The sequence below is a fragment of the Listeria rocourtiae FSL F6-920 genome (genome assembly GCF_000525975.1).
Taxonomy (GTDB): domain Bacteria; phylum Bacillota; class Bacilli; order Lactobacillales; family Listeriaceae; genus Listeria_A; species Listeria_A rocourtiae.
The window spans coordinates 48874-63682 of the sequence record NZ_AODK01000007.1; the positions used below are offsets into that span (position 1 = coordinate 48874).

12 protein-coding genes and 1 pseudogene are annotated in these 14809 nt (G+C 44.6%); all 13 read right to left on the reverse strand.

What is annotated here, in order from left to right:
* Window positions 1-11 precede the first annotated feature (11 nt).
* The 13 genes and pseudogenes from pyrE to PROCOU_RS03765 all read right to left on the reverse strand — a co-directional run bounded on the left by pyrE (window position 12) and on the right by PROCOU_RS03765 (window position 14688).
* A complete protein-coding gene (gene pyrE, locus PROCOU_RS03705) occupies window positions 12-641 on the reverse strand; it encodes an orotate phosphoribosyltransferase (protein ID WP_036069731.1) in 630 nt (209 codons plus the stop codon).
* A pseudogene (pyrF, locus tag PROCOU_RS03710) lies at window positions 638-1343 on the reverse strand (orotidine-5'-phosphate decarboxylase). The gene pyrE and the pseudogene pyrF overlap by 4 nt, the downstream one beginning before the upstream one ends.
* A complete protein-coding gene (locus PROCOU_RS03715; protein WP_036069733.1) occupies window positions 1340-2254 on the reverse strand; it encodes a dihydroorotate dehydrogenase in 915 nt (304 codons plus the stop codon). Before PROCOU_RS03715 ends, pyrF begins: the two are co-directional and overlap by 4 nt.
* Window positions 2251-3015: a dihydroorotate dehydrogenase electron transfer subunit gene (locus PROCOU_RS03720; RefSeq protein ID WP_036069736.1), complete on the reverse strand. Its 765-nt coding sequence runs from the start codon at window positions 3013-3015 to the stop codon at window positions 2251-2253. The genes PROCOU_RS03715 and PROCOU_RS03720 overlap by 4 nt, the downstream gene beginning before the upstream one ends.
* 18 nt (window positions 3016-3033) lie before the next feature.
* On the reverse strand, window positions 3034-6237 hold the full coding sequence (gene carB, locus PROCOU_RS03725) for a carbamoyl-phosphate synthase large subunit (protein ID WP_036069738.1): 3204 nt from the start codon (window positions 6235-6237) through the stop codon (window positions 3034-3036).
* Window positions 6230-7318, reverse strand: a complete 1089-nt coding sequence (locus PROCOU_RS03730; RefSeq protein WP_036069741.1) for a carbamoyl phosphate synthase small subunit — start codon at window positions 7316-7318, stop codon at window positions 6230-6232. The genes carB and PROCOU_RS03730 overlap by 8 nt, the downstream gene beginning before the upstream one ends.
* Before the next feature lie 3 nt (window positions 7319-7321).
* On the reverse strand, window positions 7322-8602 hold the full coding sequence (locus PROCOU_RS03735) for a dihydroorotase (RefSeq protein WP_036069743.1): 1281 nt from the start codon (window positions 8600-8602) through the stop codon (window positions 7322-7324).
* Entirely contained in the window at window positions 8590-9501 is a 912-nt protein-coding gene (locus PROCOU_RS03740) for an aspartate carbamoyltransferase catalytic subunit (RefSeq protein ID WP_036069745.1), read from the reverse strand. The genes PROCOU_RS03735 and PROCOU_RS03740 overlap by 13 nt, the downstream gene beginning before the upstream one ends.
* Window positions 9502-9585: 84 nt before the next feature.
* Entirely contained in the window at window positions 9586-10884 is a 1299-nt protein-coding gene (locus PROCOU_RS03745) for a solute carrier family 23 protein (protein ID WP_036069748.1), read from the reverse strand.
* 276 nt (window positions 10885-11160) lie between these two features.
* Window positions 11161-11703: a bifunctional pyr operon transcriptional regulator/uracil phosphoribosyltransferase PyrR gene (pyrR, locus tag PROCOU_RS03750; RefSeq protein ID WP_036069750.1), complete on the reverse strand. Its 543-nt coding sequence runs from the start codon at window positions 11701-11703 to the stop codon at window positions 11161-11163.
* 256 nt (window positions 11704-11959) lie between these two features.
* A complete protein-coding gene (locus tag PROCOU_RS03755; protein ID WP_036069752.1) occupies window positions 11960-12862 on the reverse strand; it encodes an RluA family pseudouridine synthase in 903 nt (300 codons plus the stop codon).
* A complete protein-coding gene (lspA, locus tag PROCOU_RS03760) occupies window positions 12859-13326 on the reverse strand; it encodes a signal peptidase II (RefSeq protein ID WP_036069837.1) in 468 nt (155 codons plus the stop codon). Before lspA ends, PROCOU_RS03755 begins: the two co-directional genes overlap by 4 nt.
* Window positions 13327-13404: 78 nt before the next feature.
* Window positions 13405-14688, reverse strand: coding sequence for an NCS2 family permease (locus PROCOU_RS03765; protein WP_036069753.1), 1284 nt, complete (start codon window positions 14686-14688; stop codon window positions 13405-13407).
* Between the last annotated feature and the right edge of the window lie 121 nt (window positions 14689-14809).

Below are 14809 nucleotides of genomic sequence, written 5' to 3' on the forward strand. Positions count from 1 at the left end.
GAAGTTATTTATTATTTCCCCCAATTTTCAGGGTCTTTATTCCACTCTTTCAGTGTTGTCATGTCACCTTCTGATACATAACCTTCATCCAAAGCTACTTCAAGTAATGCATCATAATTGGTTAAGGCCGCTACTTCCACGTTAGCTGCGCCAAGCAATGTTTTTCCTTTTTCTAATCCGTATGTAAAAATAGCAGCGATTCCTAGTACTTCACATCCTGCTTCACGCAAAGCTTCTACGGCTGTAATCGAGCTCCCGCCTGTTGAGATTAAATCTTCAATCACGACTACTTTTTGGCCTTTCGAGATAGGACCTTCGATTTGGTTCCCTTTGCCATGTTCTTTTGCTTTGGAACGAACATAAACCATTGGTAAGTCTAGGATGTCGCTTGCCCATGCAGCGTGCGGAATACCAGCTGTTGCAGTTCCTGCAAGCACTTCGACACCAGGAAATGTGGTTTTTATTTTTTCTGCAAGTGCTCCTGCGATGAATTGACGTGTTTTTGGAAAACCTAATGTCAGACGATTGTCACAATAGATTGGTGATTTGATGCCAGATGCCCATGTGAATGGCTCGTTTGGCTGTAAAAATACGGCTTTTATTTTTAGTAGTTGTTCGGCCACTTGTTTTTCGACAGTCATTTGTTCCACTCCTTTAAAATAGTTTCGTACGCTTGATACGGATTGCTTGCTTTCGTGATGGACCTGCCGACGACAATTGCTGTTGCACCAATTTCGCGAGCTTGGTGTGGCGTTACGACACGTTTTTGATCGTCTTTTGTATCGGTTTCTAAGCGAATTCCTGGTGTGACACGTAAAAATTCAGGTCGAGTGATTTCTTTAATCTTGCCAGCTTCCAGGGCAGAACAGACGACACCATCGAGACCTGCTTCATTTGCGAGTTTACTGTAATGAAGTACCGAGTCCATAAGACTTGCTTGGATAAGCTGATCCGACTGCATCTCGGCTTCGCTCGTGCTCGTTAGTTGTGTCACTGCAATGAGACGTGGACGACGGGAAGAGCTAGAACCGATTTCTAATCCTTCAAGTGCAGCTTCCATCATTGCGCGACCTCCTGCTGCATGCACGTTTACCATATCGACACCCATGCGAGCAAGTCCAATCATAGCACTCTTCACAGTGTTCGGAATGTCATGCAATTTTAAATCGAGAAAAATTGCATGACCATCATGTTTTAGACGTTCCACTAGGTGCGGACCTTCTAAGTAAAAAAGTTCCATACCTACTTTGACGGACAATGTATCCCCTTTTGGAAAATGTTTTAAAAAATGCTTCGACTTGGGCGTATGAGGCGAAATCGAGCGCGATTATTGGTTTTGTCATGCGTTTGTTCTCTCCTTTTTTAAGTCGGCTAATGTTGTGATTCCTAGTTCGTCCATGCGAGCTGGCAGGGCATCAATTAAATTTGGGCAAATGTAGGGTTCCGTAAAATTGAGCGTACCAACTGCAACAGCATCTGCGCCTGCGATTAGGAATTCGAGGACGTCATCTACTGTTTGGACGCCGCCCATGCCGATAATTGGAATGTTGGAAACAGCGCGTACTTGATGGATGAGGCGAATTGCTATAGGTTTGATGGATGGGCCTGATAAGCCACCAGTTCCATTTGCCAGTATTGGTTTGCGCGTTTTAAGATCAAGACGCATACCTAAAAGCGTGTTAATCATCGTAAGTCCGTCAGCGCCTGCTTCTTCAATCGCCTTAGCAATTGGGACGATATCTGTTACGTTTGGCGAAAGCTTAACGTAGATTGGAACACTCGCTACTGCTTTTACTGCTTTCGTGAGTTGGTAGGCTACTTCTGGATCTGTTCCAAATGCGATGCCACCGTGCTTTACATTTGGGCACGAGATGTTAAGCTCAATGGCCTTGACATTTGGTGCATCACCAATTCGAGCGCAAACTTTGACGTAATCTTCTTCGGATGCTCCTGCTACGTTCGCGATAATAGGCGTTTCAAACTGCTCTAGCCAAGGCATTTCGTTTGCCATGACGTGATCGAGACCAGGATTTTGGAGACCAATCGCGTTTAGCATGCCAGATGGTGTTTCTGCGACACGTGGCGTTGCATTACCATAACGTGGTTCTGGAGTTACTGCTTTTGCCATGATTGCACCGAGTAAGTTCAAATCATAGAATTTACTATATTCTTTGCCAAACCCAAAACAACCGGACGCTGGCATGATTGGATTTTTCAATGACAATCCTGGTATTTCAACGGCTAAACGGTTCATATAACTACCTCCCCAGCCCGAAAAACTGGGCCTTCATCGCATGCTTTAAAGCTCTTCGTCGGATCATCAGTACGCTGGTAAATACAAGCATAGCAAGCTCCAACGCCACACGCCATCCGTTCTTCTAATGACAAGAAAGTTCGCTGATTCGCAAAACGTTCAGCTACAACACGTAACATCGCAGTCGGCCCACAACTGTACACTGTATCTGGTAGGAAATCAAGCGCATCGGTAATCGTCGTCACAAAACCTTGCACACCTTGCGTCCCATCTACAGTTGCGACAAAACAATCGCCTAGTTTTCCCATTTCCTTTTCATAGAAAACATCTTTAGCCGAGCTAAAACCTAAGACAAACGTGACAGTGGAGCCCTGTGCTACCAAATCTTTGCCGAGCTGATAAAGCGGTGGAACTCCGATGCCACCACCGATTAATAGCGCGTGTTCACCAGGCTTCGTTTCTTGTGGCGCGAAACCATTACCAAGCGGTGCAATCACATCGATTGTATCCCCTGCTCCTAATTCCGCAAAATCCGCCGTCCCGTCTCCATCCACGCGATACAATAATGTACATTGGTTTTGCGCTTTATCAATCCCACAAATACTAATCGGGCGTCGTAAAAGCAAATCCGATCGCCGAGGTTTAAGCTGCATAAATTGTCCCGGATGCATCTCCGTCACAATGTCCCCTTGTAAAACCAGCTCAAACACCCGATCCGCGATTAACTTTTGACCGACTACTTCCATCTTCGTTTGTCTCAACGTTCTCCACCCCGTTCTTTATACTGTTTCGATAACTCGCGCTGGCTCCATCGCTTCCATTTCGAATGACCGCGACTCTAACACACGCAAAATGGCCTCTGCTGTATCGAGTGACGTACAGACCGGCACACCATTTTCAACCGATTCCCGGCGAATTTGGAAACCATCACGCTCTGGTTGTTTTCCAGTCGTTAATGTGTTCACGACAAGCGTTACTTGCCCATTGCGAATGTAATCAATCAACGTTTCCTGATTCTCGCCGATTTTCTTCACTTTTGAAACCGGAATGCCTTGCTCTTCTAAAACAAGCGCCGTTCCAGATGTAGCCATAATAGTGAAACCGATATTTTTAAATCGTTTTGCAAGTGCTGTCGCCTCTGCTTTATCACGATCTGCCACCGTCAATAACACCGTTCCGTAATCGAGCATTTTCACGCCACTCGCCACAAAACCTTTGTACAAGGCCTTTTCAAGCGTACGATCTTTACCCATAACTTCTCCAGTCGACTTCATTTCAGGGCCAAGCGACGTGTCTACGCTACGTAATTTGGCAAACGAGAATACCGGTACTTTCACAAAAATCTCTTGTTTTTCCGGTGCTAAACCTTCTTTATATCCAAGTTCTACCAATGTTTTCCCTAAAATAACCTTAGTCGCCACATTCGCCATCGGAATATCCGTAATTTTGCTTAGGAAAGGTGCCGTTCGACTCGACCTTGGATTGACTTCAATAACAAAAACTTCCTCATCCGCAACAACGTATTGAATGTTCAGCATCCCGATGATGTTTAGACCTTTCGCAAGTCGCGTCGTGTAATCAACAATCAAATCTTTCACATGTTGCGATAAGCTTGGAGCAGGATAAACCGCAATCGAGTCACCCGAATGGACGCCAGCCCGTTCGATATGTTCCATAATACCTGGAATCACGACATTCACACCGTCACTAATCGCATCCACTTCCACTTCTTGACCTTGCACGTAACGATCCACAAGCACCGGGTGTTTCGGATTTACTTTTACCGCGTTATTCATATAATAACGTAATGCTTCTTCCGATTCCACAATTTCCATCGCACGACCACCGAGCACATACGAAGGGCGCACGAGGACAGGGTACCCAATCATTGTTGCCACCGCAATGGCCTCATCGATTGACGTTGCTGTCTTCCCAGCCGGTTGTGGGATTTCAAGCTCCACCAGTGCCTTTTCAAATTTATCACGATTTTCAGCACGATCGATGTCCTCAAGTGATGTCCCGAGAATTTTTACGCCGCGTTCTGCCAAACCATCCGCCAAATTGATTGCTGTCTGACCGCCAAATTGTACGACAACGCCCAGTGGCTTTTCAAGTTCGATTACGTGCATTACATCTTCTAGCGTCAACGGTTCAAAGTAAAGTTTATCTGAGATACTGAAATCTGTCGAAACTGTTTCTGGATTATTATTGATAATGATTGCTTCATATCCCGCTTGCTGAATCGCCCAAACCGAATGCACCGTCGCATAGTCAAACTCAACACCTTGTCCAATCCGAATCGGCCCAGAGCCAAGTACAATAACGCTTTCCTTTTCCGTACAAATCGATTCATTTTCCTCTTCGTAGCTACTGTAGAAATATGGTGTACTAGACTCGAATTCCGCTGCACATGTATCTACCATTTTATAAACCGGAATTATTCCCGCTTCTTTACGAATATCGTATACTTCAAAGGTTTTCATATTCCAAAGTTTTGCAATCGCTACATCACTGAATCCATTCCGTTTTGCCGCACGTAAGCATTCCAAATCGCCAACATTCGTTGCAATTTCTGATTCCTGTTCAATAATTTTTGCCAATTTATACAAGAAGAACAAATCAATTTTCGTTTTTGCGTGTAAATCTTCCATCGTCCAGCCTTTGCGGAGTGCCGCAGCTAAGAAAAACAGGCGGTCATCTTCCGGAAAACAAATTTTGCGTTCCAACTCCTCTAAACTCGCGTTCTCTGCTTCATCCAAATACAGGTGCGCTGTACCAATTTCAAGGGAGCGAACCGCCTTCAAAAGTGACTCTTCCAAATTCCGTCCAATCGCCATAACCTCACCAGTTGCCTTCATTTGCGTTCCCAAACGACGATCTGCTTTTTCAAATTTATCAAAAGCAAAGCGAGGAATCTTCGACACAACATAGTCTAGCGCCGGTTCAAAATGCGCATACGTTGTTCCTGTTACTGGGTTCTTCATCTCATCCAACGTCAAGCCAACAGCAATTTTCGCAGCTAATTTTGCAATCGGATAACCTGTTGCCTTTGAAGCGAGCGCCGACGAACGGCTCACACGCGGGTTCACCTCAATAACATAATAATCGTAACTATCCGGGTCAATCGCTAGCTGGACATTACAGCCACCTTCTATTTCCAGTGCTCGGATAATTTTGAGCGACACATCACGAAGCATTTGGTATTCCCGATCTGAAAGCGTCTGACTTGGCGCGACAACGATTGAATCTCCTGTATGAATGCCAACTGGATCAATATTTTCCATATTACAAACGACCATCGCGTTATCATTCGCATCGCGCATCACTTCATACTCGACCTCTTTAAAACCAGCGATACTGCGCTCAAGCAAACATTGCGTCACCGGACTTAGTTTCAAACCACTCGCCACAATCTCTGCCAAGTCCGCATCATTTAGGCAAATCCCACCACCCGAACCACCGAGCGTATACGCCGGGCGAACAATAACCGGATAACCAATTTTCGCAACAAAGTTTTTCGCCTCATCCAAACTATGAATAATATCGCTCTCAGGAACCGGCTCACCAAGCTCATGCATCAAATCACGAAACGCCTCGCGATCCTCTGCTTTCTTAATCGCTACCAAATCCGTTCCTAAAACTTCCACACCACACTCATCCAAAATGCCAGCTTCGGCAAGTTCCATCGCCATATTAAGTCCTGTTTGACCACCAAGCGTTGGCAAAATGGCATCTGGGCGTTCCTTCCGAATAATACGCGATACAAAATCAAGCGTAATCGGCTCAATATAAACTTTATCCGCCATCTCCACATCCGTCATAATCGTCGCCGGATTCGAATTCACAAGTACAACCCGGTACCCTTCCTCTTTCAAGCTCAGACACGCTTGTGTTCCCGCGTAGTCAAATTCCGCAGCTTGTCCGATAACAATAGGACCAGAACCAATCACTAAAATAGTTTGAATATCCTCACGTTTAGGCATTTTGCTCCGCTCCCTCCTTCTCCATCATTGCTATAAATTGGTCAAACAAATAATTCACATCACTCGGCCCAGGATTTGCTTCTGGGTGGTATTGCACTGTATAAGCCGGAAATTTCTTGTGTGCCAAGCCTTCCACCGTTCCATCGTTCAATTCCACGTGCGTTACAACAATGTCTTTATCCACAAGTGAATCGGCATCTACCGCATAGCCATGGTTTTGCGCCGTAAAATCAACACGTCCCGTTGCCAATTCCTTCACAGGATGGTTCGCCCCGCGATGTCCGAATTTTAATTTAAACGTATCCGCGCCGTTTGCTAAAGCGAAGAGCTGGTGTCCTAGACAAATCCCGAACAGTGGCACTTTTCCTTGCAAACCACGAATCATTTCCATCGCTTCTGGTACGTCTTTCGGGTCTCCAGGACCATTGGAAAGCATCACGCCATCAGGATGCATTGCAAGAATTTCTTCTGCTGTCGTGTTATAGGGCACGACGGTAATATCACAATCACGACGATTCAACTCACGCATAATGCTACTTTTCACACCGTAGTCTACAAGCACAACCCGTTTTCCTTCACCTGGATTCGTAAACGCCTTCGAACAAGAAACTTCGCGAACTTGGTCGACTGGAAGGCGCACGGAACGCAGATGATGCAACAACTCTTCACGATTCGCCTTTTCCGGAGCCAAAATCCCTTTTAGCGTTCCTTCCTGACGAATAATCTTTGTTAATTTACGCGTATCAATTCCCGCAATCCCTGGAATATCTTTTTCCTTCAAAAACTGATCTAGCGTCATTTGGTTCCGCCAATTTGACGCAAACTCTGCCGCCTCACGCACAACCACGCCTTTGACAGCTGGGTGAATCGACTCAAAGTCGTCACGATTCACACCATAATTCCCAACGAGCGGATATGTAAACGTGATGATTTGTCCATAATAACTCGGATCGGTAATCGTCTCCTGATATCCTGTCATTCCCGTGTTGAAAACAACTTCCCCAATCGTTTCGCGGTCACTACCAATCGCCTCGCCGATAAAATAATTACCATCTTCCAGCATCAAAATCCGTTTTGTCATGCGTTATTCCACCCCTTCTTCAAAAACAAGCTTACCCTCAGCAAACGTCGCAACCGGCCAACCAATGCAATCCCAACCAGTAAATGGTGTATTTCTACCCTTCGATGCAAAATTTTCTGGGTTAATCGTGGCTTCTTTTTCCAAATCGATTACTGTCACATCCGCAATACCTCCGATTTCCAGTACACCATACGGAAGATTAAAGCACGCCGCTGGTTTTACCGTCATCCAATCAATCAATTGCTTGAGTGTCCATTCACCTGTTTTTACAAATTGCGTATAAAGTAGTGGGAATGCTGTCTCCAAGCCAACGATTCCAAACATCGCTTTCTCCATCGGCAGGTTCTTCTCTTCTGCCGAATGTGGCGCATGGTCTGTTGCGATAAAATCAATTGTCCCATCAAGCAACCCTTCTAGCAATGCCGCATGATCTTCTTGCGAACGCAATGGTGGATTCATTTTCCAATTCCCATCATTCTTCGGAATACTCATCTCATTCAAAATCAAGTGATGTGGCGATACCTCCGCTGTAACGCGAATTCCTGCACGTTTCGCATCACGAACCGCACGAACCGATTCCTTTGTCGAAATGTGACACACATGATAATGGCAATTCGCCGCTTCCGCAAGCAAAACATCACGTGCAATTTGAACCGATTCCGCAATATTAGGAATACCTGCCAAACCTTGCTCTTTTGCAAAAATTCCATCGTGTACAACTCCGCCGTATACTAATGAATTATCCTCACAATGCGCAACAATTGCCATATCAAGTGCCGCAGCTTCCTTCATTGCCTCATACATCGTGCCAGCCGTTTGAACCCCAACACCATCATCCGTAAAAGCAAATGCCCCTGCTTCCTTCAAAGCTTTAAAGTCTACCAACTCGTCACCTTTCAAGCTCGTTGTGATTGAAGCGTATGGCAACACACGAACCGCGGCTGTTTCCTTAATCCGATCCACAACCTGTGCCATAACCTCCGCTGTATCCGGCACCGGTTTCGTATTGGGCATCGCGCAAACCGTTGTGTACCCGCCGCGAGCCGCAGATGCCGTTCCTGTCGCAATCGTCTCCTTATGCTCCCCACCTGGCTCGCGCAAATGAACATGCACGTCTACTAATCCTGGTGCAATCAATTTTCCAGCTACATCGATGACACGCGCTCCTTCACTTGCTTCAATCCCATCACCAATCGCCACCACACGACCATCTTCAATCGCTACATCCTTCACTACTAAATCCCCAGTTTCCGTCAATACTTTCCCATTTTTCAATACGTACATGTCGTCACCCTCATTTCTTTATCTTGGCACACAGCCTCTAAAATCGCCATTCTAATATAAACACCATTTGTCATTTGTTCTACAATGCGTGATTTTTCGCACTCTACTAAACAATCTGCAATTTCTACGTCCCGATTCACTGGACTTGGATGCATGATAATCGCGCGCTCCTTCATCTTCGCCGCTCTTGCTTCCGTCAACCCATACAGCGCATGATAGTCCGACTTCGTAAAACTAAGCAAGCCATCATGCCGTTCCTCCTGTACACGCAGCAACATAATCACATCCATTTGTTCTACCAAATCGTCCATCGCCATATAGGTCCCAAGCTCCGCGCAACTCTCACGCATCCACTCCGGTGGCCCAGCAAAAAACACCTCAGCACCCAATCGTTTCAGCGCCTGCATATTTGAATTCGCCACTCGGCTATGCACGATATCCCCGACAATCGCAACCTTCAATCCTTTAAAGCCACCAAACTCTTCTTTAATCGTAAACAAATCCAGCAATGACTGGCTAGGATGCTGTCCACAACCATCGCCACCATTCACGACCGCAATACCTAATTTTCGAAGTGGTTCATAATAATTCTCATCCGAATGCCGGATAACCGCAACATCTACACCAATTGCTTGCATAGTCAATGCCGTATCATATAGCGTCTCCCCTTTTGTCACACTTGATTTAGATGGGTCGAAAGAAAGAACATCGATGCCAAGCTTCTTCTCAGCCATTTCAAAACTATTATGCGTTCGCGTACTCGCCTCAAAAAACATATTCACCGCATACATTTGCTTTTTCGGAGTCCAAATTTCCCCTTGCTTGAAGCGCCCTGCTTGCTCCAATAACTCGCCAATTTCCGCTACAGAAAGTTCCTCCATCGACACTAAATCCTTCATTCGAACCGCCACCTTTTCTAAAAAATGAAATGCTATTTATAGGAAAACCTCCAAAATTGCGTTTTTAGAGGTTTTCGTAAGATGTTATTTATGTGCTGTTTTCTTTTCTGGTATGACAAGGTTTAAAATAATACCAATAAGCGCTGCCATCGCCATTCCTGACAGTTGGAACGAGCCGATGTTAATCATCAAACCACCGATTCCGACAACAAGTACAACCGATGCGATAATCATATTACGATTCTGGCTTAAATCCACACGACTCTCAATCATCATCCGCAAACCACTCGTTGCGATAACTCCAAATAACAGCAAGGAAATCCCACCAAGCACCGCAGTTGGTACCGATGTAATCACTGCATTAATATAGCCAATAAATCCGAACGCGATGGCAAGCACCGCCGCACCGCCAATAACGAATACACTATACACTTTCGTAATCGCTAGCACCCCAATATTTTCCCCATAAGTCGTAACAGGAGGTCCACCAATCAGCGAGGCAATAATCGAAGCCGTTCCATCCGCCGCAAGTGAACGATGTAATCCCGGATCTTTAAAGAAGTTACGATTTGTAATCCGATTCAAAAGCAACTGATGCCCCATATGTTCCGCCATCGTAACAAAAGCTAGCGGCGCCATTGAAAACACAACGGTCAGTGTCACAACTGGATCCATATTTACAAATGGAATCGTGAAGTCTGGAATTTGGAAAAGACTCGCATTTTGAATCAATGTATAATCTACCAACCCAAAAGCCATGCTCACCAAGTACCCAATGACAAAGCCACAAAGTATCGGGATTAGTCCGAAAAAACCTTTGAAAAACATCATCGCGATAATCGTTGCGACAAGGGTGATGAGAGCCACCGCCAAAATTTTATAATCATATGCTCCGCCGCCATTCGTCCCCATCGCCATCGCCGCAGCGCTTGGTGCTAGTGACAAACCAATAACCATGATAACCGGCCCAACCACGATTGGCGGAAGTACCCGTTGAATCCATTCAATCCCTACATAATAAACGAGTAGCGCCACAATCGCGTATACGACGCCGACCGAGAACGTACCAACCATTACCGCGCCAGGTCCGCCACCCGATTTCGCCGCAAGCAGCATCGTTATCGGAGCTATAAACGCAAATGATGATCCTAAGTAAGCAGGAATTTTCCCCCGTGTAATAATTAAGTAAGCAAGTGTTCCAAGGCCACTCGATATCAGCGCAACACTTGGGTTCAAATGCGTCACAGTCGGTACAAATATTGTCGAGCCAAACATCGTGAACAGATGCTGGATGCTCAGCACAATCCATTTGTTCCATGTTGGTTTCTCGTGAATATCTAATACTGGTTTTACATAATGTTCCGATGTCGTTTCTTCTGTCATTTTACTCCCTCTTTTCCGGTTCTAAGTCATAAAAATACTCTTTGCCAAATTGCGACAAAGAGCAGTTATGTACTGGACTAGGTTAAAACCTATTTCCATTCATCACCCTTTATCAGCCTCTCTGGACTGCCCATTAAAAGTGTATTCCAGTTTGTCGACTTCGTCGTTAAAGTCTGCGCGCCAGTGCCTGGCTTTGCCTAGGATCTAAGCATTTGTCGACACGCTGGGGTTCGGCGAATAGTTTACGAAAAGTGTTTTTCAACATTCTGGATTATCCTATTTAATTATCATAACAGCATCTGCTGTGTGATCAACGTCTGTCAAATGTACCTCTACCCGTTCCTCGCTCGATGTTGGAATGTTTTTACCAACAAAATCCGCTCGAATTGGTAGTTCTCGATGTCCTCGATCTGCCAAAACCGCCAATTGAATACCAGCCGGTCGTCCTACATCCATCAGCGCGTCCATTGCGGCACGCACCGTTCGGCCTGTATATAGCACATCATCAACTAGCACAACCTTTTTCCCATTAACATCAAAAGGAACATTCGTACCATTTAGTGACGGCTCTGAGGATTCATTTTTAAAAGTTAAATCGTCTCTGTAAAGCGTGATATCCACATCACCGACAGGAATTGTCACATCCTCAATTTCTTTGATACGAGCCTGCAAGCGATTCGCTAAGAAAATACCTCGTGTTTTGATGCCGACAAGCGCCAAATCCTTGGTTCCTTTATTCCGTTCGATGATTTCGTAACTCACCCTCGTAAGCGCCCGTTTAATCGCCGCTTCATCCATCACAACAACCTCTTCTGGCATTTTTTCCCCTCCCAAATCAATTAGGCAAAATAAAAACCCTCCACCAAGAGTTTGGCAAAGGGTACATGTCTAGAATCAAATTGGGCACAAAAACCCAAATATCACGTCACCTTCTTAGCCTCTCTGGACTATGTTAAAGGACTGTTATTTAACTAGATTTAGTTTATCGTACTGGACTCGGTTTGTCAACTAGTTTCATCAAGCTTTCGATAAAGCGCAAATCAGGTTAATCACAACCTTTGAAATAAACGCCTTTTTATCCTCTCAACGATTCCAAAGCTTCCTGAAAAATCACAGGTAAAGGTGCCTCGAACTTCATTCGTTCTCCTGTTGTTGGATGTGTAAATCCAAGCTCTGACGCATGTAAAAATTGCCCTTCACCTTTCATCGTGTTCTTCAATCCATATTTCGGATCACCAGCAAGTGGGTGCCCAATATATTTCATGTGTACGCGAATCTGATGTGTCCGGCCAGTCTCTAAACGGCATTTGATTAACGTATAACCTTTAAACCTCTCCAATACTTCAAAATGCGTCCGCGATTCTTTGCCATCACTCACAATACCCATTTTTTGACGATCTTCTTTAGAACGGCCAATCGGAGCGTCAATCGTTCCTTTTTGATGCTTAATCACGCCATGAACAAGCGCGATATATTCTCGATCGCTTGTTTTGTCGTAGAGCTGTTCTGCCAAAGATTCATGCGCTTTATCATTTTTAGCAACCATCAAAAGACCGGACGTATCTTTATCAATACGATGCACGATGCCTGGTCGAATTTTTCCATTGATGCCGGAAAGGTCTTTGCAGTGAAAAAGCAAAGCGTTAACAAGCGTTCCTGATATATGACCTGCAGATGGATGAACGACCATACCCTGAGGTTTATTAACGACAAGTACGTCTGCGTCCTCATAATAAATATCAAGCGGAATATCCTCAGCCACGATATCAAGTTCCTCTGCTTCACGAACGATATACGTGATTTCATCGCCTGTTTTGCATTTATAATTCGCTTTTGCTTTCTCGCCATTGACTAGAATTACATCGTCTTTTAGCAAGGTTTGAATGCCTGAACGTGTCATTCCCAATAGTTCTGCGAGACCTTTGTCCAAACGTTCAAGATTTAGTTTTTCCGGAATAATTACGGTTTTTTGCGTCATGTTTTCGTTCCTTTCGATTTGCGATCATCCAAGAACACGTAGACAATGAGTAAAATCACGCCTATCGTCAAACTTGCATCCGCCACATTAAAAATTGGGAAGTAATAATTTCCCCAAATGGTTTGTACAAAATCAACCACTTCCTGATGGAGTACACGATCGATAAAATTCCCAATCGCACCTCCTAAAACAAAGGCTAAACTTACACCTAAAAGCTTACTATTTTTCGCGTAACGTTGCATGAAATAAATCAGTACACCGATAACAACGAGCGTAATCAGATAGAAAAACCACATCTTACCCTCTAAAACCCCCCACGCAGCACCAGAATTTCGATGCGACGTGATATTTAGAAAACCAGGAATGATTTCCACAACTTCCCTTAGGTCTAAATTTTGCACGATAAGCCATTTTGTAAACTGATCGATCACGATAATAACAAGTGCGATTAGATAATAATAAATCACGATGATTCCTCTTTTCTTTGTTAAATATGTAATGAGATGAGTCCGACAAACGTGCTAGACTCATCTCACACATGATCACTGCAGTATAAATTGTAACAAAAATAGAGCCGCAATGATATACATAAGTATCGGCGTACGCGTGCGATTTTTTGCGAATAATTTCAAAATCGGGTATGCGATAAATCCGACTGCAATTCCGTCTGCGATACTATACGAGAATGGAATGATAACGACGATTAGGAGCGCTGAGAAAGTATCGGCAGCATTTTTAAAATCCATTTCTTTGATTTCCTGCACCATGGACATACCAATTACAATTAAGATTGGAGCAATCGCGCTATTTGGAATGAACGAAATGTATGGCATTAACACAAGTGACGCTAAAAAGAAAATACCAACCGACACAGATGCAAGTCCTGTTCTGGCACCACTTCCAGTCATCGAACCACTTTCTAACGCCGAAATCGTCGGGCTCGTTCCAAACAATCCAGATAAGAAAGCCGTGAAACTGCTTGCCTGCAAGACGCGTGGTAATTTTTCCGTCTGGTTTAATTGTTTCGTTTGGCCAAACGTCAAGCCCACCGTTTCAAACACGAGTACCATTGTAAGCGAAAACACACTTGTCCAAAACGCTACTTGTCCGAAACCAGAAAAATCAGTCTGAAACAAAACTTCTTTCCAAGGTGCCAAACTCATCGCATCTTTTGAAACTTCACCATGAACCCCGAATAGAACACTAACAACCGTTCCAATGAGGATGCTCCATAAGAAAGCGCCTGGTACTTTACGAACAAGCAGAATCAGTGTTAACACCAGCGTAATAACCGTTGCAAGCACAAACGGATCATGCATGTTTCCAAACGCTAAAATCGCATGTTCCCCGCGCATGACGATTGCCCCCTTTTCAAGACCAAGCAACACCAAAAACAGCCCTAAACCGACCGTAATCCCTTGCTTTAAAATAAGCGGGATTGTGTCGTTCAACTTTCTAGCTAACGGTGTGAATGCTAAAATCATGAATAAGAAGCCACTGATGACAACAACAGCCAGCGCTTGCTGCCAAGTCAATCCGAGCGTTTGCACGAAATTGTAAGCGAACAGCGCGTTAATCCCCATTCCTGGCATCAAAATAAGCGGTGCATTTGCCCAAAACCCCATCACTAAACAACCAACAACCGATATAAAAATTGTTGCAAGGATGGCACCTTGGTACGGTACACCCGCCTCAGCCAAAATCGAACTATTAACAACAATAATGTAGACAACGGTGAAAAAACCTATCATCCCAGCTAAAAGTTCCGTTCGAACAGTCGTCCGATGTGCTTTCAACTGAAAGATTTTGTCCAATAATTTGTGCATCATAATTCCTCTTTATTCAATTATCCCTCTCCCAACCCGTAGAGTCTCGCCCCTACCACGAATCCTTATTATAACAGACACGAGCGAATTCGCATAGAGCTTTACTTTCTAACTAGAAAAA